Annotated in this window: 18 protein-coding genes; 2 read left to right on the top strand and 16 right to left on the bottom strand. The window is 59.2% G+C overall.

Translation table 11 applies throughout. From position 1 onward, the window contains the following. Window positions 1-82: 82 nt before the first annotated feature. Window positions 83-427 carry a YggL family protein gene (locus tag AC07YV_RS05890; RefSeq protein ID WP_007971486.1) on the bottom strand — a complete coding sequence of 115 codons (345 nt, stop codon included), beginning with the start codon at window positions 425-427 and terminating at the stop codon, window positions 83-85. A gap of 234 nt (window positions 428-661) precedes the next feature. Here AC07YV_RS05890 and dacB point away from each other — a divergent pair, with 234 nt between their 5' ends. After that, window positions 662-2122, top strand: coding sequence for a D-alanyl-D-alanine carboxypeptidase/D-alanyl-D-alanine endopeptidase (gene dacB / locus AC07YV_RS05895; protein WP_102698777.1), 1461 nt, complete (start codon window positions 662-664; stop codon window positions 2120-2122). Between the two features lie 147 nt (window positions 2123-2269). Here dacB and AC07YV_RS05900 read toward each other — a convergent pair whose 3' ends face one another. Both AC07YV_RS05900 and rlmKL read right to left on the bottom strand, forming a co-directional pair. Further along, window positions 2270-4669, bottom strand: coding sequence for a sensor domain-containing diguanylate cyclase (locus AC07YV_RS05900; RefSeq protein ID WP_494990268.1), 2400 nt, complete (start codon window positions 4667-4669; stop codon window positions 2270-2272). A gap of 197 nt (window positions 4670-4866) precedes the next feature. Then, window positions 4867-7137, bottom strand: coding sequence for a bifunctional 23S rRNA (guanine(2069)-N(7))-methyltransferase RlmK/23S rRNA (guanine(2445)-N(2))-methyltransferase RlmL (gene rlmKL / locus AC07YV_RS05905; protein ID WP_007971490.1), 2271 nt, complete (start codon window positions 7135-7137; stop codon window positions 4867-4869). Between the two features lie 530 nt (window positions 7138-7667). Here rlmKL and rmf point away from each other — a divergent pair. Continuing rightward, entirely contained in the window at window positions 7668-7883 is a 216-nt protein-coding gene (gene rmf / locus AC07YV_RS05910) for a ribosome modulation factor (RefSeq protein ID WP_003223300.1), read from the top strand. A gap of 222 nt (window positions 7884-8105) precedes the next feature. Here the strand turns inward: rmf and AC07YV_RS05915 are convergent, their stop codons facing one another. The 13 genes from AC07YV_RS05915 to AC07YV_RS05975 all read right to left on the bottom strand — a co-directional run bounded on the left by AC07YV_RS05915 (window position 8106) and on the right by AC07YV_RS05975 (window position 18822). Continuing rightward, on the bottom strand, window positions 8106-9125 hold the full coding sequence (locus AC07YV_RS05915) for a quinone-dependent dihydroorotate dehydrogenase (protein ID WP_102698779.1): 1020 nt from the start codon (window positions 9123-9125) through the stop codon (window positions 8106-8108). Between the two features lie 143 nt (window positions 9126-9268). Then, entirely contained in the window at window positions 9269-10639 is a 1371-nt protein-coding gene (locus AC07YV_RS05920; protein ID WP_494990269.1) for a hypothetical protein, read from the bottom strand. Between the two features lie 53 nt (window positions 10640-10692). Continuing rightward, window positions 10693-11130, bottom strand: coding sequence for a hypothetical protein (locus tag AC07YV_RS05925; RefSeq protein WP_102698780.1), 438 nt, complete (start codon window positions 11128-11130; stop codon window positions 10693-10695). Further along, the gene (locus AC07YV_RS05930; RefSeq protein WP_102698781.1) at window positions 11120-11839 is read right to left on the bottom strand and encodes an oxygen-regulated invasion protein OrgB; all 720 of its coding nucleotides are present in this window, start codon (window positions 11837-11839) and stop codon (window positions 11120-11122) included. Before AC07YV_RS05930 ends, AC07YV_RS05925 begins: the two co-directional genes overlap by 11 nt. Further along, window positions 11811-12377 (bottom strand): OrgA/MxiK family T3SS sorting platform protein, encoded by a 567-nt coding sequence (locus tag AC07YV_RS05935; RefSeq protein WP_102698782.1) that lies wholly within the window; start codon window positions 12375-12377, stop codon window positions 11811-11813. The genes AC07YV_RS05930 and AC07YV_RS05935 overlap by 29 nt, the downstream gene beginning before the upstream one ends. Next, window positions 12364-13086 carry an EscJ/YscJ/HrcJ family type III secretion inner membrane ring protein gene (locus AC07YV_RS05940; RefSeq protein WP_102698783.1) on the bottom strand — a complete coding sequence of 241 codons (723 nt, stop codon included), beginning with the start codon at window positions 13084-13086 and terminating at the stop codon, window positions 12364-12366. Before AC07YV_RS05940 ends, AC07YV_RS05935 begins: the two co-directional genes overlap by 14 nt. Beyond that, on the bottom strand, window positions 13083-13391 hold the full coding sequence (gene sctI, locus AC07YV_RS05945; RefSeq protein ID WP_102698784.1) for a type III secretion system inner rod subunit SctI: 309 nt from the start codon (window positions 13389-13391) through the stop codon (window positions 13083-13085). The genes AC07YV_RS05940 and sctI overlap by 4 nt, the downstream gene beginning before the upstream one ends. A 60-nt stretch (window positions 13392-13451) precedes the next feature. Further along, entirely contained in the window at window positions 13452-13712 is a 261-nt protein-coding gene (sctF, locus tag AC07YV_RS05950; protein ID WP_102698785.1) for a type III secretion system needle filament subunit SctF, read from the bottom strand. Between the two features lie 10 nt (window positions 13713-13722). Next, the gene (locus AC07YV_RS05955) at window positions 13723-14892 is read right to left on the bottom strand and encodes a PrgH/EprH family type III secretion apparatus protein (protein WP_102698786.1); all 1170 of its coding nucleotides are present in this window, start codon (window positions 14890-14892) and stop codon (window positions 13723-13725) included. Window positions 14893-15018: 126 nt separating this feature from the next. Continuing rightward, window positions 15019-15471, bottom strand: a complete 453-nt coding sequence (locus AC07YV_RS05960; RefSeq protein ID WP_102698787.1) for a transglycosylase SLT domain-containing protein — start codon at window positions 15469-15471, stop codon at window positions 15019-15021. Beyond that, window positions 15468-17051, bottom strand: a complete 1584-nt coding sequence (locus AC07YV_RS05965) for a winged helix-turn-helix domain-containing protein (RefSeq protein WP_494990270.1) — start codon at window positions 17049-17051, stop codon at window positions 15468-15470. Before AC07YV_RS05965 ends, AC07YV_RS05960 begins: the two co-directional genes overlap by 4 nt. A gap of 306 nt (window positions 17052-17357) precedes the next feature. Next, window positions 17358-17627: a phosphopantetheine-binding protein gene (locus AC07YV_RS05970; RefSeq protein ID WP_102698789.1), complete on the bottom strand. Its 270-nt coding sequence runs from the start codon at window positions 17625-17627 to the stop codon at window positions 17358-17360. 109 nt (window positions 17628-17736) lie between these two features. Continuing rightward, window positions 17737-18822 (bottom strand): IpaD/SipD/SspD family type III secretion system needle tip protein, encoded by a 1086-nt coding sequence (locus AC07YV_RS05975; protein ID WP_102698790.1) that lies wholly within the window; start codon window positions 18820-18822, stop codon window positions 17737-17739. Between the last annotated feature and the right edge of the window lies 1 nt (window position 18823).

Raw genomic sequence — 18823 nt, forward strand, 5'->3', positions numbered from 1 at the left:
GGTTCATCGCGAGCAAGCTCGCTCCTACAAAAAAAAGGCAAAAAAAACGGCGACCCTTGGGTCGCCGTTTTTTTTCAGAACATCAAGCTACCGGATTGATCGGCTTTTCCGGGTACCAGACGTCCAGCAGCGGGCTGACTTCAACGCTGGTCAGCTCGGTGCGGCCTTTGAGCCAGGCTTCAACGGCAGCGCGCTGTTCAGCGCTGACCGAGCCACGCTTCTGCAGGCACACCAGACCGTAGTCGTCGCCGCCAACATAACCCAGGCCGTTGGCTTCCATGGCTTCTTTGAGGAACGCATCGAGGAAAGCATCAATGGCTTCATCAGCCAAATCTTCTTTGAAATCCAGGTTCAGTTCGAAACCCAGCTCTTGAAATTCATCGACGCACAGTTTTTTGCGCAGACGCTGGGAACGGTTAGTCGCCATTGGAACAATCCTCTTAAGTAATAACGGGCGGCACTTTAGCAGTTTAAGCCGCCGATTGCCTGACTCTCTGGGCCATCACGCCTACCGTCGGTAAAAAAATAGCCCATCGAACAGCCCTCGCACGGCACAAGTCGTGGCACCTTGGGGCATAATGCCGACACTTTCATGACCATTGAGGGAATTTATCTTCATGCCCTCATCTTTTTTCCCCTCGGCTGTAGGGTTTTATTTCAGATGATCAAGTCTTTGCGTCCATTGCTGTTGGCCGGTTTTCTTCTCCCCCTGGCCCTCCCCGTTTCTGCAGCTCCGGTCAATACTGCGCTGTCGCCCAACGTTGAAAAAGCCCTGAAAGCCAGCAAGTTGCAGGACAACGCCCTGTCGCTGGTGATGATCCCGCTCACCGGCCCCGGCAACCCGACGGTGTTCAACGCCGACGTGTCGGTCAACCCGGCGTCGACCATGAAACTGGTCACTACCTACGCGGCCCTGGAAATGCTCGGCCCGAACCACCAGTGGAAAACCGAGTTCTATACCGACGGCACCCTTAGCGGTGGCATCCTCAACGGCAACCTCTACCTCAAGGGTGGCGGCGATCCGAAGCTGAACATGGAAAAACTCTGGCTGCTGATGCGCGACCTGCGTGCCAACGGTGTCACCCAGGTCACCGGCGACCTGGTGCTGGATAAAACCTTCTTCGTGCAACCGCAACTGCCGGAGTTCAATGACGACGGCAACGACGAGAACAAGCCGTTCCTGGTCAAGCCCGACTCGCTGCTGGTCAACCTCAAGGCGCTGCGCTTCGTTGCGCGCAATGACTCGGGCAAGGTACTGGTCTCGGTGGAGCCGCCGATTGCGAGCATCCGCATCGACAACCAGGTCAAGGCCCTCAATTCCAAGCAATGCACCGGTGGCGTGCGTTACAACCCGGTGGCGCAAGCCGATGGCACCGTGACCGTTACCGTCGGCGGTCAATTGGGTGAAGGCTGCAGCTCGCAGACTTACCTGTCGCTGCTCGACCACGCGACCTACACCGCCGGCGCCGTCCGCGCGATCTGGAAGGAACTGGGTGGCAGCATCCAGGGCAGGGATGTGCTGGCGCCAACCCCTAAAGACGCCAAGGTTCTGGCCCGGGCGTTCTCGCCGGACCTGGCGGAAATCATCCGCGACATCAACAAGTACAGTAACAACACCATGGCCCAGCAGTTGTTCCTGAGCCTTGGCCAACGTTTCCGTACCGATGCCGATGGTGACGACGCCAAGGCTGCCCAGCGTGTCGTGCGTCAGTGGCTGGCGAAAAAGGGCATCACCGCGCCGCACCTGGTGATGGAGAACGGCTCCGGCCTGTCCCGCGCCGAGCGCGTCAGCGCCCGGGAAATGGCCTCGATGCTCGAAGCGGCGTGGCACAGCCCGTATGCCGCCGAGTACATCAGTTCGATGCCGATTGCCGGCACCGACGGCACCATGCGCAAACGCCTGAAGACCACGGCGATGCGCGGCGAAGCCCACGTCAAGACCGGCACGCTGAACACCGTACGGGCGATTGCCGGCTTCAGTCGCGACGTCAACGGCAACACCTGGGCGGTGGTGGCGATCCTCAACGACAAGGCCCCGTTCGGCGCCTCGTCGGTGCTCGATCAGGTGCTGCTCGACCTGTACCGCCAACCGAAAGCGCCGCAGACGGCTTCGGTGTTGTAACCGAATCGAGAAACTGCAGAGATCCACTGTGGGAGCAGCCGGTCGACGCTCGATTGCTCGCGATGGCGGCCTGACAGTCAACAATGATGTTGAATGTTATGGCCTCATCGCGAGCAAGCTCGCTCCCACAGGAATTGCATGCCCCCCCTAGTTCATTTCCGCCTCAACCCTATCCCTTCCTGCCTGCTTCGCCGCATAAACCCCCGAATCCGCGCGCAACAGCAAGGCATCGGCGCCCTCCCCGGCGCGCCAACTGGCAATCCCGAAACTGGCGGTGACCGTACCGACGCCTTCAATGGGTGAACTGCGCAAGCTCTGCCACAGTTGCTGGGCCAGCACAAAGGCATGTTCGCCGCCGATATCCGGGCACAACACCATGAACTCCTCGCCGCCCAGGCGGCAGAACACATCGGTGCGTCGCAGCCGGTGGCCGATCCGTTCGCACACTGCCTGCAACACCCGGTCACCGATGGCGTGGCCATGCAGGTCATTGATGCGCTTGAAATGGTCGATGTCGAGCATGATCACCGACAAATCCCCACCGCCCCGCTCCACCCGGGCCATTTCGGTGGTCAGGCGTTCCTGGAAATAACGCCGGTTGTGGATACCGGTCAGGGAATCGGTGACCGACAACGCGCGCAATTCTTCTTCCACCCGCTTCATATCGGAAATGTCCGAGATGTAGCCGTGCCAGAGCACACCGCCACCGGGCAACTCCTCCGGAGTGGCTTCGCCGCGCACCCAACGCACCCCGCGTAGCGGCAGTTGCACGCGGTACTCCTCGCGCCAGGGGCTGAGGGTTTCGGCCGAAGCGCGGATCGAGGCGCGGACACGGGTCGTGTCCTGGGGGTGAATCCGGGTGAAGATCGCTTCGGCATTGAGCAGCAGCACGTCGGGTTCCAGCTCGTAGATATCGCGAATGCCATCGCTGGCATAGATCACGCTGAAGCGCCCGTCGAACTCCATCTTGAACTGGTAGATGCCACCGGGCACGTGGGCGCTGAGTTTCTTCAACAGCAGGTCCCGCGCCGCGAGCGCTTCATGGACCCGCTTGCGTTCGGTGATGTCGATGCACACCGCCAGGTGCCCGACCCACAGGCCTTGCTCGTCGAGCACCGGGGTGGCGAGCATGTTGACCATCAGATGGCTGCCATCGCCGCGCACCAGGGTCCACTCCCGCGCCTCGTGACCGCCCTCCACGTCGCCTTCGACCAGCATCGCCTGGCAGGTCGGCACCGGCTTGCCATAGCGCGCGCTCAACTCGACCGAACGACCGGCCAGCTCCCTGGGCAGGTGCAGGTTCTCCAGGGTCATATGGCCGACCACTTCGGCGCTGCTATAGCCGAGCATCTGCTCGGCACCGGCGTTGAAGGTGCTGATGACGCCGCGCAGGTCGGTGGCGATGATCGCGACCTGGGTGGCGGCATTCAGCACGCCACGCAACTGACCATGGGTGCCACGCAGCTCCTGTTCCCGATCGCGCAGCTCCTGGGTACGCTGCTCGACCAGTCTCAACGCCCGCTGCCGCTGACTGACCAGCACATAGAGCAAGGCACTGAGCATCAGGCTGAGCAATCCGCCCAACACGACCAGACTGGTCACGGAGGAATGGTTGGCCTGCACGAACGCATCGCTGGGCTGGATATCGACCTGATAGTCATGGTCGGCCATGCGCAACAGGCGCGTGGCCGACAGCTCGCTGACGGCTGGCGGGTTGGGCGACTCGAACAGCACTTCGTGCTGGTCCTCGGTGGACAAATCGAGGATGCGTACCGAGAGATAGTCGCGACTCGCTTCCGGCAGTCCGTCCGCCAGCAATTGGCGCATGCTGATCACGGCCATCACATACCCGTAGGGTTTCGTGGCTGTGAGGTCCTGTCCGGTGCGCCGCGTGAGCGGCGCGACCAGCAGCACGCCGCGCGCGTAAGCCGGTTCGATACTCACCAGATGCATCGGTTGCGACACCGCCATGCCGCCATGCTGATCGGCCCGTTCGAGCGTGGCACGCCGCAGCGGCTGGGCCAGCAAGTCGTAGCCGAGGGGGGAACCGAGTTTGCTTTGCGTCTGGCTATACAGCACCGCCACGTACTCATCGCGCTCGCCGGCCAGTTGCAATTGGCCGTCGGCGTTGAGTTCTCTCAGGGTGAAGCTGTTCAAGCCCTCGTCTCGCACCCGTCGCTCGAACGCCGCCCGCTCGTCACGAGTGACCCGCTGGGCATACGAATACGCCTGGGTTCGCAGCAGCAAAGGTTGGGTGTAGCCGTCGAATTCCGCTCGGGACACCGAGCCGGAATTGGCGAAAAACCGGCGCAGGCCGTCGAGGCGCTGCTCCTGATCTTCGAAACGTTCTTCGATACGGCTGTAACGCTCACTGGCCAGCAGTTGGAAGCGTTGCCGCAATTGATGGTGAAACAGATTCAGCGTCGACCACGCCAGCAACCCGGTGAGCACCCCGCCGATCAACAAAACCAGCAGCGCGACCAGCCAGGCCGAGGCATCTTCGCTGATAAAACCCAGGATCTTGGGGCGCACGGCGTGCAACGACATAAAACGCAACTCAAAACGCCAGGTGCGGGAAAGCCCTTTGGCCATGAGTTGAGTTATAGCTATTTGCCACTAATTTGACCAGCGTTGTAGGAGCGAGCCTGCTCGCGATGGACTCAAGAACACCGCGTGCTTTCAGACAGCCCGCGTTATCGTTATCGACCATCGCGAGCAGAGCTCGCTCCTACAGGGGGCAACCCTCAACGTGCCATGATTTTCCAGGCGCGATGGATCTTGGCGTTGCGGGCAAAATCCGGATCGAGGGTCTGGGCGGTGATGTCCTCGACCGCATAGCGCTCGCCGAGATTGGCCTCCAGTTCGAACTTGCGGAAGTTGTTGGAGAAGTACAGCACGCCACCGGGTGCCAGACGCGCCATGGCCAGGTCGATCAGTTGCACCTGATCGCGCTGCACGTCGAACACGCCTTCCATGCGCTTGGAGTTGGAGAACGTCGGCGGGTCGATGAAGATCAGGTCGTACTCGTCACGACTGGCTTCGAGCCACGCCATCACATCGCCCTGCTCCAGGCGGTTCTTGTCGGAAAAACCGTTCAGCGACAGGTTGCGACGCGCCCAGTCCAGATAAGTCTTCGACAGATCGACACTGGTGGTGCTGCGCGCCCCGCCCTTGGCCGCATGCACACTGGCCGTTGCGGTGTAGCAGAACAGATTGAGGAAGCGTTTGCCGGCCGCCTCTTTCTGGATACGCATGCGCATCGGCCGATGGTCGAGGAACAGACCGGTGTCGAGGTAGTCGGTGAGGTTCACCAGCAACTTCACACCGCCTTCATTGACCTCGACAAATTTGCCCTGCGCCGCCTGGCGCTCGTACTGCTTGGTGCCGCTCTGACGCTCGCGGCGCTTGACCACCACGCGGTTCTTGTCGATGTTCAACGCCTGCGGGATGGCGGCCAGCGCATCGAACATGCGGGCCGAGGCTTTTTCCGGATCGATGGATTTCGGCGCGGCGTACTCCTGAACATGGACCCAGTCGTGATACAGGTCGATGGCCATGGAATATTCCGGCATGTCGGCATCGTACACGCGGTAGCAGTCGATGCCTTCACGCTTGACCCACTTGCCCAGGGCCTTGAGGTTTTTTTGCAGGCGGTTGGCGAACATCTGCCCGCCTTCACTCAGGCGCGGCTGCTCGACCACCGGAGCTGGTGCCGGCGTCGGTTTGATCGGGTTGCCGTTTTTGTTGAACTTGCGTTCCTGCGGTTCGTTCGGCGCCTGATCGTAGGCGGCTTGCTCACGCTCGACCTGGCGCTGTTCCGGCGTACGACGTTCGCCGGTGACGAACTGATCGGGCAGCACCTTGATCAGCAGCAGCTTGCACGGCAAGGCGCCGTTCCAGAACGAATACTGCTTGTGGCTGCGGATACCCATGCGCTTGCCCAGGTCCGGCGCGCCGGTGAACACCGCCGCTTCCCAGTTCAGGCAGGCTTGACGCAGGCGTTCGCCGAGGTTCTGGTAGAGGTAGAGCAGGCTCGCCTCGTCGCCCAGACGCTCGCCGTACGGAGGGTTGCAGATCACCAGGCCTTTCTGGTTCTGGTCCGGGCGCGGCTCGAACGTCGCGACTTCACCCTGGTAGATCTTGATCCACTCGCTCAGGCCGGCGCGCTCGACGTTGTTGCGCCCCGGTTGAATCAGGCGCGGATCGGCTTCGTAGCCGCGGATCCACAGCGGTGTCCTGGCCAAACCGGCCGCGGCGCGCTCGGACGCTTCTTCGTGGAGTTTTTTCCACAACGCCGGAACGTGACCGAGCCAGGCAGTGAAGCCCCACTGCTCACGACGCAGGTTCGGCGCGATGTCGGCGGCGATCATCGCCGCTTCCACCAGGAACGTACCAACGCCGCACATCGGGTCGGCCAGCGCGCCGCCTTCGGCCGCGATACGTGGCCAGCCGGAACGGATCAGGATGGCGGCCGCGAGGTTTTCCTTCAGCGGTGCCGCACCTTGCTGCAGGCGATAGCCGCGCTGGTGCAGGCTGTGGCCGGACAGGTCGAGGGACAGAATGGCTTCGCCACGGTCCAGGCGCAGGTGAATGCGCAGGTCCGGATTGAGCTTGTCGATGGACGGACGGTCGCCTTGCGGGGTCCGCAGTTTGTCGACGATGGCGTCCTTGACCTTCAGCGCGCCGAAGTGGGTGTTGTCGATACCCGAGCCATGGCCGCTGAATTCGACGGCCAGGGTGCCGTCGTTGAGCATGTGGTCTTGCCACTCGATGTCCAGCACGCCGTGGTACAGGTCTTCGGCGTCCTTCATCGGGAAACGCTTGAGCACCAGCAGCACGCGGTTGGCCAGGCGTGACCACAGGCACAGGCGATAAGCGGTTTCCATGGTGGCCATGCCGCGTACGGCAGAGGTGTGCTCCCGCGCTTCCTCAAGGCCAAGCCCGACGGCTTCCTCGATGAGCAGGCCTTCAAGGCCTTTTGGGCAAGTGAGGAAGAGTTCGAAACGATCGGACATGGGAATTCCAGAACCTTTAGCTGAGTGACCGGGCAACGCATTGCCGGTCCGGTTTTCAATCAGGCGCTTTTCTCGAAGAGCGCCCGCGTGGCACGAAGGTGTGCCGTTCCACCCCTGCTGCTCGGGTTAAATGAGCTTAGATGCAAGGACAGATAAAAAAGTTGATGCAATGAAATGTCATAAGTCGACCCTTCGTCGAATAGTGCCTCCCGGCAACGGGAGCCATTCTCACTAAAGGATTAAGCCCATCATCCAGCGCAGGGCTGATCATACCGGGGTTTGGCCAATAAATACGCTACAAACACTCTGTTACTTATGGCCTTAACACATGAATGGTTACGTCCTTATGACAAAACGATCATTCCCTCGATGTGACGCATTGGTTAGAACTCAACTCAGGTTGGCGCCGCAATGACGCCAACACCTTGGCTCGTCACGCCGGCAACGAGCCCCCAACGGCAGAGTTTTTCTGCCAGACCTCAATAGAGGTCGACGCGATAAATACAGTCAACAAGTGAGGGCAACACCCTATGAGAAGACTTAAGCGTGATCCGTTGGAAAGAGCATTTTTGCGCGGATATCAATATGGCGTTGGTGGCAAATCCCGTGAGCTTTGCCCATTTACTCTACCGTCGGTACGCCAAGCCTGGATCAACGGCTGGCGAGAAGGACGCGGCGACAACTGGGACGGTATGACCGGCACTGCGGGAATCCACAGACTCAACGAACTTCACGCCGTCGGCTAATTACAGGGCACAACACTCCGACACGACAATCTGATTTTGTACTGAATTAACCACGCACGTCCCATCCGGACGGCGGGCTACGGCCCAGGGGCTCCTTTGAAGGAGCCCTTTTTTATGAATGCAATTTTCCCGTGTAGGAGCTGCCGAAGGCTGCGATCTTTTGATTTTGATTTTTCAAGATCAAAAGATCGCAGCCTTCGGCAGCTCCTACAGGGACCGGGTTTATCTCAGGGCGGCGATGGCGTCTACGGACTCGCGAATCAGCGCTGGGCCTTTATAGATGAAGCCCGAATAGATCTGCACCAGGCTCGCGCCCGCGGCGATTTTCTCTGCGGCGTGCTTGCCTTCGGTAATGCCGCCGGCCGCGATGATCGGCAGGCGACCACCCAGCTCAGATGCCAGCACCTTCACGGTGTGGGTGCTCTTGTCGCGAACCGGTGCGCCGGACAGGCCACCGGCCTCGTCGCCATGTTCCATGCCTTCGACGCCGACGCGGCTCAGGGTGGTGTTGGTGGCGATGACCGCATCCATTCCGGTTTCGATCAGCGCTTGTGCAACCTGTGCGGTTTCTTCGTCGCTCATGTCCGGCGCGATCTTGATCGCCAGCGGTACATGCTTGCCATGACGCAAGGCCAGCTCCGCGCGGCGCTCGGCCAGATCAGCCAGCAACTGCTTGAGCGAGTCGCCAAATTGCAGGCTGCGCAGGCCCGGCGTATTCGGCGAACTGACGTTGACCGTCACATAGCTGGCGTGGGCATAGACCTTGTCCAGGCAGATCAGGTAGTCGTCCACCGCACGCTCGACCGGCGTATCGAAGTTCTTGCCGATGTTGATGCCCAGCACGCCCTTGTATTTGGCCGCCGCCACGCGGGCCAGCAGGTGATCGACGCCGAGGTTGTTGAAGCCCATGCGATTGATGATCGCCTCGGCTTCCGGCAATCGGAACAGGCGCGGCTTGGGGTTGCCCGGCTGCGGACGCGGGGTGATGGTACCGATTTCGACAAAACCGAAACCCAGTTGGGCGAAACCGTCGATGGCCGCGCCGTTCTTGTCCAGACCGGCGGCCAGGCCCACCGGGTTCGGGAACTCCAGGCCCATGACGTTCACCGGCATTTTCGCCGGGGCCTTGCACAGCAAACCGTTGAGCCCAAGACGCCCGCCCGCGCCGATCAGGTCCAGGGACAGATCGTGGGAGGTTTCCGGGGAGAGTTTGAACAACAGCTGACGGGCCAGGGTGTACATGGGCGGGTTTGACTCAAGGCTACGAAAAGTGGGGCGATTATAGCCATGTGGAGGGTGGCGGGCGAGAAACTCTGCGATTCAACGTCGCAGACCTGATCCACCACCCGGATCGCCGCTGTCGAGCCGGGTGGTGGCGTATCAGGTTACGCCTGCAACTGCGCTGCAGGTTGAGCCTCAGGCGTGCTCTGGGAGCAACTCCAGATGAATGGGTAGTAGATGAGCATCATCATTATCCCCAGGCAGATATTCAGGAGTTGAACTTGAGTGTTTTCTCCAAGATCAGTCAACGACAGTGCAGCGGCTCCGGCCCCCAAGGCAAGAACAAGGCCCATAAACGCCGAAGTTCGCGACGCCCCGTTATTGAACATTGCATTCCCCAACTGTTGTGCCGTGGGCAGGCGTGCTTCGGTACGTACTTCAAGGACACGTTGCTCGAGTGATCCGATGTCAACCGACCCCAACCCCACTGATGGCGATAACAACGACCAGCTTCGGCAAAGGATAAAGACGCAATCGTCAGCCACCGCGCCAAAAGCATTCACGGCTCCCGCAATAGCATCGGCCCCCAGGCTCCAACCAAGGTCCGCCGCTGCGCGCCCCGGGCCACTGGGAGGCATCAGTGGGGCCAATTGCTCCAATAGATACTGCACCACACCGAAGGCTACCGTGGCGGCTCCCGTCGCTCTGTCATTCACCGCTCCGGCGTTGTCATTCAAAGGAAAGAAGGCATTGCACAGGTCCCGGGCAAATGTATAAACAGTCGTATTGATCGCCGTCGAAAGCATTGAGTTGGATGCACCGGTCAGATGCGCCGCGATCAACGCCCCCATCGTAATGCTTGCCATACACACTCGCCCCAGTCGAGTCTGAAGATTGGCGGTGCCTGCGCACTCATCGCGGATGGCGCCTATCAGGCTCGTCGCGGGTCCAATCATCGTTATGGCGGCCACCGCCCATGCTTGAGATGCCTCGGGTGAGTCGCCTTCCCGGATAGCTTTCTCCACGTAAAAACCGACCATCTGACGCAACACTGTGGTCAGCGCGACGACCAGGCCTGTGCGCGCTGTGACATTAAGCAGGTTCAGCCCGGGCCCTCGGGCGCTCCCAAGCAACTCCAGACCGGCTTCAAGCACCGTGCGCATTCGACTTTCGCGAGTTTGTTCGATGTCCACTGCATTTAACGCGCGGATCCGTGTTTCAAAATCCGCAGCGACAGTCCCCCCGGGTGACACTCCCTGATCAATGAAGACCTTCGTTCGTTCCACCACAGTCTGATCTGTCTCGCCTAACTCGCTATTGATCACCTCCATCGCAATCGACACCGAACGGTCAAGGATTTCCACACCCGCACCGATTTGCCTGGGTGATCCCAAACTGGCGGGGCTAAAATCCAACGAAACAACCAGGTCTGAATGATCACCTATTGACGAACTGCGATTGGTATTATTTGAGGGTTCAATTTGGCTGATAGGACGCGCAACAACGCTTCCAGAGCCGGCAAATATCCCGTTCATCGTCTTAGCCTTTATTAGTCAAAATTGTTCTGCCCAGAATTGTTCGGTTCACCTCACCACTCACTCTTCTCCCAAGCGTCATCCTCCATCGGTTGAAACACCTCACGCATGAAGCCCTTGATGAAGAGGTCCACGCTGAACGCCAGGCCATTGGCACCTTTGATTTCCTTGTAAAGCAGCGACTTCTCCAGACCCTCGTCCTTCAATCGAATCAGTACCTGGAGCGTGACCGCCATCAATGCCTGGGCCGTGGGGTACGCGGGTGATTGGCCATCTGCACTTCGAAGCGAACGGAGAAACTCATAGATGACTTTTTCTCCCTGCCCCTCCATGGCGGACAGCAGTTCATACAAGCGATCGAATTCGGGGCCCGGGCGTTTGTTTTCAGGCACGTTCCCGCTGGCCGCAAGCACACGTGACTCAAGCGACTCGAGCGTTGCGCGCCCCCCGCTTTCAGTTGTGCGCAGACTCAAACCGCTTTCAATCTTCATGGCGGACCTCGGTCGGGGCCGTTTCAGTGCAACCGGGCGAGCGTTCGGCAAAGGTCGAATACAGATCCGTGAGCGCCTGCATGGACGCCCGGTCCAGAGCGCGGACCGACTCCGGCAGGTTCGCAACGCACGCCAGCAACCGCGGCTCCAGTCGTTGCCGCGTCGTTTCCAGATCGAATTCCAGCAACTGATCCGCAAGCCGCGCCACATAGCGCTCTTGCGGGTGATAGTCGAGGACCAGCTCACCGGGCCAATGCCTGCGCAAGCGCTCGCGCAGTTCATTGCCCTGCGGCCGACAACGCAGCGGTAGCAGCACTTGCAACACCGCGTTCGAATCGCCCGGTTGCTCGCTCAGCCAACGCTCCAGCATGTCATCCAGCCATTCGGGACGACTCAAGGCTTGTGCGAGCAAATCGCGGGCGGCCTGCGCAAGGTCTTTGCGCAATTGCAGCCCCAGCGCCTGGGACATCAGCAAGCCGTCAGCCATTTGCCCGGTCGCGCGCAAGATGCCCGCGGCATAGCCCTCCTGAAAGGCCTGGGCATGAAGCGCCTGGGCATCACGCCGGGCCTGCTCGACACAATCGCGGGCCCAGCGCTGCGCCTGTTGCTGCAAGGTCCGGCGTCGACGTGCGGCGGCGATGTCCTCGCGCGACAGATGGGCGTCGCTCGACTCGGGGAGTTCAGTCAGGGTTCGGATAGCGTCGAGCATATTGCACCGCCAAAAAGAAAAGAGCTGTATCGGGTTGCGTGACCGGCCATTGCCTGTGCAAGCGAACAACCGGTTCGGAAAATTGCAAGGTCAGGCGTTCGAGCAAGGCTGGCGGTACCTGCTCGTACCAACTCCATAACGCATTGAGGCCGGCGGCTTCGACCTGCTCTATCGAAACGGGCGAGCCCCCGATCGGCAGGCCGCATCGAACACCGAGGCTGTAACCGGCGAAGCGGCGCAGTGACAAGGGCAGGTTCAGTAACGCCGCGCCTCGCGCCAGGTCGGGCATCAAGCGATAAGCGCCCATCAGCCTGGCGATGTAGGTCAGCTGGCGCCAATGGCGAACCCATTGCTTGGCTACGGCTGTCAACGGCGTCGAAGGCCACGGGTCTGGCCGTTCGAGATCTTCTAGCAGGATCTGGTTGAGCCAATGGCGTGCCTCGGGGCGATCAAATCCCTGCGGCGTCGGCAGGCGCTGCGGATGCAGATAACTCAAGGGCTCGGCGAGAATCTGCGCCAGACACTCAGCGTGCGACATGATGCTGCCCTGCACTTGAGTGGCGATAAGCCCAGGCTGCGCCACTGGCCAACAGCAATGCGGTCACCGCGGCCAACCACCAGACCCAGTGCGAATGCCCTTGCGTTGCGGCCACGGACGGCGCGACATGCTGGGTCGGGGAACGCTTGGACAGTACCACCGAGATGTTCTCGTACTCGACCGCCGCAAAACTGTTCTTGAGAAAACGCTTGATGTCGGTGATCAGCAATTGCGGGTCGACGTCGAGCTCATGGATGGCCACTGCCGAGAGATGGACAGGCGGCGCCTTGCGTCCGCCTTCGCCGGCCTCCAGGTCGTAACTGACATGCACTCGCGCCGACACCACGCCTTCAAGCACACCCAGCGACTGTTCGATTCGCTGCTCCAGCGCCGAATACAGCCGGGCTTTTTCAGCCCGGGGCGAGGCCACCAGCGAGTCGGCAGGAAACATCTCTGCCACTTGCAGGCGCGGCCGCGAAGGCAAGGAATAGAGGTTGAGCAAATCAACGGCCGCGGAAAAATCGACCTGATCGATTTTCACCGCATAGCCGGTTTTACCGGCATCGACTTTCACCGCCGCAATATTGTTGCGCTGCAGCACCGAAAGCACTTCATTGGCCTGCTGTTGATCCAGCCCTTCAAGCAGATTGGGTTGGCGACACCCCGCCAGCGCCAGGCACAACAGTATCAGCAATACGCCAGGCTTCATGAGGCACGCAACAGGGTTTCGGCAGTACCTACCGCTTTGCGGACCAATACGTTAAGCAGGTTGATGTCCACGTTGTATTCCCCTGTCAGCTCCTGCAACTTGGACAAGACTTCGGGACTGGTGATATCCGGGCGCTGCATGATCTGATTGATGGCTGCAACGTTCTGCTCGCTATTGACCGCGGAACCGGCAAACGCTTCGATCAATCGGGACTCAAGGGATACGATCGGTCCTTCCTGTGGGCCGCGCAATTCCGTAAAGACTGTCTGGTCGATGTCAGACAGGGAAATGTTTTGAATAGGCATGCGATGCACTCGTGAAAATGGCCATCGTCACGTACCAATGGCCGGTCAAAAAAGGATGAGTCAGCGAGCGGCCTGGATGATCGCCATGTCGATATCCTTGAAGCCCTTGATGGTGTTGGTCTGGGCGTTTCGAAACACCGTGTAGGATGAAAATGCGGCCTGATAAGAGGCCAGCAGACCAGGGTCCGATGCATTGCCCTTCAGTTTTTCCAGCGCTTCGTCCAGCTTTTCCTTGAGTTTGGACGCTCCGTCTTCGAATGCCTGGGCCTGACGCCCGAGAAAGTCATCGGCAAATTCGATGGGGATACCAATTTCTGCCATAAGTCACCTCTTAGTGTTGTGTAGGAAAATGCCAGGATGACGAGGTCATCTTGATGTAGCCCTGCGGGCCGGTCTGGAACGACTTGTCGTTGAGCGAGTCGTCCTTGAGTTCGACGGTGAAGTGCACGTAGCGATCCCCCCACTGCCGGTAAAAGCTGTCGACGTACCGGCGAGCGTTCGCCAGTTCGGAATCCTGCAAATTGCCTGCAATGGCAAACGTGACACCGTCCTCGTGCTCGACGCGGCTGAAGGCCAGTGACAGGCGCTGCAACCCCTCTTGCGCCAGCTCGACGAGCAGGCTGTCATCCTGCATTTGCACCGCGATGTCCTGGGCATAGGGCGCAGCCGAGAGCAATGCATCGAGCAGTTTTGCCTGTTTTTGAGGGGTGAGCAGATTGCGTTGTGCACTCAGCAACAGTCGCGGTGTCGATGGATCCTTCAGATCAATGGAGTGCCAGGCCAGTTGTGGATCATGGTCGACCAGCAAACGCTCCAGCCGACGACGCTCCTGGTCCATCACCAGCACTTTGCCGCTCAGCGTGTTGTGGCGCACCAGCACTTGCCGACTCCAGCCGGCATCGCGTTCGGAAGCCACGAACACATAGATCGCATTGTCACGACCGCTCAACACCCTGGCCTCGTCACTGGCCCCGGCGATCAACGCGCGAACATCGGTTTCAGGTGTGGGCCCGGGCATCGACCAGATGCCAACCGCGGTGACCAGTGCGGCCAGCGCCAGACCGCTGGCGACCCACCCGGACAGCGGGGCACGCCACCACACAACAGCGGCGTCAGCGGTAGCGTCAGGTTGCAGCCCGAGCAGTTCGGGTGCCCAGGATTGGTCTTCAGGCCGCAAGGCGATCAGCAGGCCGCCGATCTGCACCCTGGTGTGGAAGGTACAGTGGCGCACTTCCATTGACTCATTGAGCACCCGCAGCGGCAGACCATCCGGCGTGACTTGATCGGCCAACACCTCAAAATTGCATCCCCCCGACTCCAGGGGAACGAAGATCGCATCCGCCGGGACGCTGGCAGTCAGTACCCCCTCTCCCAGCAGATCCACAGTCCCTACCACGAACAGGGTTGTCGTTTCGCCGAGGGGAAATTCGCAACCTTGCAGCGCGCCATTGAGTATCCGTAGAACGCAGGGTCGTGGGTGGGGGGTCGGCAGAACTGTCACCGTTCCAGCTCCTGGGCTGTGAAATGAACGGCCATGGTAGTCAGGCTGCCTGCAGGCTTCCTGATCGAATTCTGCCGATTGTGCCCTGCAGAGGATCAGAATCTTGCGCCAGCGCTCATGGCACCGTCATTGTCGAGCCAGGGAAAACACCTGATAGCGCTGCCAGACCTTGCGTGCATAGCGCAGGCGCGCGGCTTGCCGGTCGGGTGAATGGCCGGCGTTGTAGGCACCCACTGCCGTCCAGTTGTAGCCGTAACGCGCGATAAAATCGGCAAGCACCGACGCACCGACTTCAACTGACAGGCAAGGCTCACCCAGCAGTCGCTGCTCAGTGATGCCCTGGGCACTCAACCGGGGGAGATGATAGCTGTTGATCTGCATTAACCCGATGTCTCGCGAGCCATCCTTGTTGTAGTTCATTGCGTTCGGATTCTGTCCCGATTCGACATCGGCAATCGCTCGGAGCAGTTCGGGTTCGATCGCATGTCGCGCCCCCGCCTCACTCCAGCACCAGGCTTGCGCCTGACCCGCGCCAAGGCACACCAGCACCGTTAGCCACTTGATTGTGCACTGTGTCATGCCAGACGCCGCTCGCTGACCAGTGTCAATCGCTCGCGGACAGGATCGTCCTGCGTCGATGCCTGATAGCCCACTTCAGGTGTTCGTTGCAAAGAACTCCAGAGCGGCTCAATCACCGGACCACCCGATAAACCGGACCAACCTGACAACGCAATGTCATCAACGGATCGCAGCCGGGTCAGGGCCAACCAGTTCGCATACAGGTCGCGGGCATTGAACGGATTGGCGCCGAACAGCACATTCCAGGCAGCCAGTCCCTGTTCACCGATTGCGCTTTCGCAGAGCCCGGCCTGTTCGAGCTCGACCCAGGCTGCCGCGTGCTGGTCAAAATAAGCCAACACCACGGCATACAGAATCACCAGCAACGAATTGCCCGAGGCGCCTTGTTGCAGGGCTCGACGAGCCATCTCCAAGGCCGACTCGGGACTTGCGGCAAGCGCAATGCGCATACGCAAGACCTGCGCCCTGACGCAATCAGGATCGTACCGCAGAGCATTGTCGATGCTTTGCGCAGCCTGATCGTTGTGCCGCCAGAACCAGTGATGCCAGGCATGAAAGTAATGAACGTCAGCCTGATCGGCCGCCAGCAAACAGCGTCGGAAAAGCACCTGGGCCGCCTGTTCGCAGCCGCCCAGACTGGTGAGCAAAGCCAGGCGGGCCAATGCAGGGATGTTGCCAGGATCCAATGCCAAGGCATTGGAAATCGCCGATTGTGCCTCATCGATTGCCCGGCCCTGATCACAGGATCCGATCATTGCCTGCCCCAGCCACGCATCCGCCAAACCATACCAGGACAATGTGTGCCCGGCATCGAGCTTCAGGCACTGGCGAAACTGTACCAGGGCATCGCGCAGGCTTTGCGGCGTGTGCTGCTGCACGCTACACAAACCACGCAGGTACGCCACCGCCGCCGGGTATGACGCGCAGGCATCACCGACAAAGCTCAAACCGGGAATGCGCTGCGCAACCAGGCACGTCAATGCCCCAAGCGATGCCCCGGGATCACGGGCATCCAGTGTCTGCCCATGCAGCAGAGCGTGATCGCGGCCACGGATCAACTCGACCGACCATTGCTGCTGATCGCTCGGGCCGCAACAACGCCCGCTCAAGCAGTAGTCCGCAGACAACTGCCCGACCAGCGACCGCACATCGACCGGTTGCGCATAGGCCGCCATCAATCCCGAGGGAATGACGTGCAACATCTCGCCGAACGCCAACGTCAACTGACGGATCATCACATCCTGCAGATCCAGCGCTGCCGTCTCCCCCAGATTGCGAAACGGCAGAACAGCCAGCGAAGGCGCCACAGCCCTCGCCTGACCCGGTGTGTCGAGTTCGACAACCGCACAGGTAAATCGATAACCCTGGCCGTACACCGTCGCAATGTAATCCTTGTTTTCCCTGAGCAGCTTGCGCAATGCATAAATGCAGCGGGTCAAGGATTCTTCGGCGGCATCCATCTCGGGCCATACATGGTCCAGCAGATAATCCTTGCTGACGACCGCCCCTGCCGACTTCAGCAACAGGCGCAATACATTCAACTCTTTGGGCGGGACGTGAACGCCTTCTCCATCCCGCATCAGCGTTCCATCACTTTGCAATAGCCAGTGGTCAAAAACGAATGACTTGACCGGCGTTTGATCAGCGGCACTGTCCATACTCTGAGACATCTCTATAGAAAGGTACTGAAGCGCAATTGAGCCCAGGGGTGGTCAGGCTCAAGATGACAAGGTGCGTGACTATAGGAAGTTGAGTCGGTTGATTCCGTAGGAAAATTGATTTATTACCAAATGAAACTACGATTTTTTCTGTAGGAAAAATCGTAAAAAACAAAGCAAAACCATACAAAACGCCTTGCTTCTATAGAAACAAGGCGTTTTGTATGCTTACTCCAAATCTAACACCCGGCAACTTCTTGAACTCATCACCGATTCACAAACATCCTCTACCGTCCTCCACAACCCAACTTCACCTTCAGGAAGGTCAATATCGAACGTTTCATTCAGCGCCATGACAATCTCAATCAGACTGATGGAGTCAACATACAAATCCCCGACCAATCGCGAAGTCACCTCAATGTCTCGACGACCCGCCGGAAAATAGTCCGACAACACCTTGATCACTTGACTCAAAACGTCGAGCTGATCATTTGACATTCTTTTCTCCCACACAACAAAACGCGGGCGCAACGCCAGTTCAAACGAACCCGCGTTACGCCCGACCTACTGGCATTTAATGGCTCGACCCAAACACCTCAGACTCACATCAAAAATTCAACATCGCCTTCAACATGTCAGAAAACTGACTCAAATGTGAAGACAGCGTTTTATTGAAGTTGTCATGATAAGAATTGGCATTCGAGTACTTCTGCGTGAAGGACTGCAATGTATTCTTCATGCGTTCTTCCTGGGCATTGAAGCCGGCTTGCCAGGCCTGGAATTTGGCGGTGTCCCACTCAATCCAGCCGATAGGTGGCAGACTTTCTCGCATTTTCAATAGCGGCCCAGTGTCTATGACGACGCAGTAACTACCGTCGGGATTTTGTTTAAGGCAACTGTCAGGCAGCCCCAGCGCCTTTCGCCACTTTTCCGCTTCCTCCCTGCTCGCGCCTTCTTGTCCGGGTTTGGGAAACAGCACGGATGCAGGATTTGGATGGCTGTATTTATCGATCAGTTCTTTGAGTGCCTCTCGCAGCGGACCGGAAGCCAACCAGACCGATTTACCGTCGTTCCCACCCTGGATCCAGTCTTTCAACTTCGCAGTAATTAGCTCATTAAAATCGGCGAAGAAGTCGGAGTAGGCCTCCAAGATGTGTTCATAACCGGCCAGATAACCGTTTTTGATCAAGTCAATGAGATCGATCAACTTGTCGAAAAAATCGTTTGATGAGTTCACTCTTGCGTCGAACTCGTCAGCGATCTCATCCGGCACCGACATTCGTCTCAGCTCACCAATAATACGATCTTGCTCAGCGTAGAGTTGCTGACGTTGCTCCATTGGCAGCGTATCGAGGCAAAGGGTGAACACCGTTCCACTCTGACGCATCTGGTGTGTCCACATCAGCGATCGAATACGTTTAGCGTGAATCTGCTCGGCAAACTCGGCAGACGAAAAATACTGCGCAAGCATCTCTGCTGGCGAGCCTTGAAGCTCTCTTGGAACGCCCGCTGGACACTTGAGCATATTTTCCAGGTGACGATTGAGCACCTTCCCCGAACGCTCGAGCAACTGCGCAAGGGAAAATCCGGCATGGACCTCGGCAGGTATTTCGGGAGGCAGCGGCGCCTCATCGATGGCATTGAAGTCAGCAGGCAAACGGCTTGATGGATGTGAGGACTCGGCAATTCTCATC

The sequence above is a fragment of the Pseudomonas sp. GW456-E7 genome (assembly GCF_059424105.1).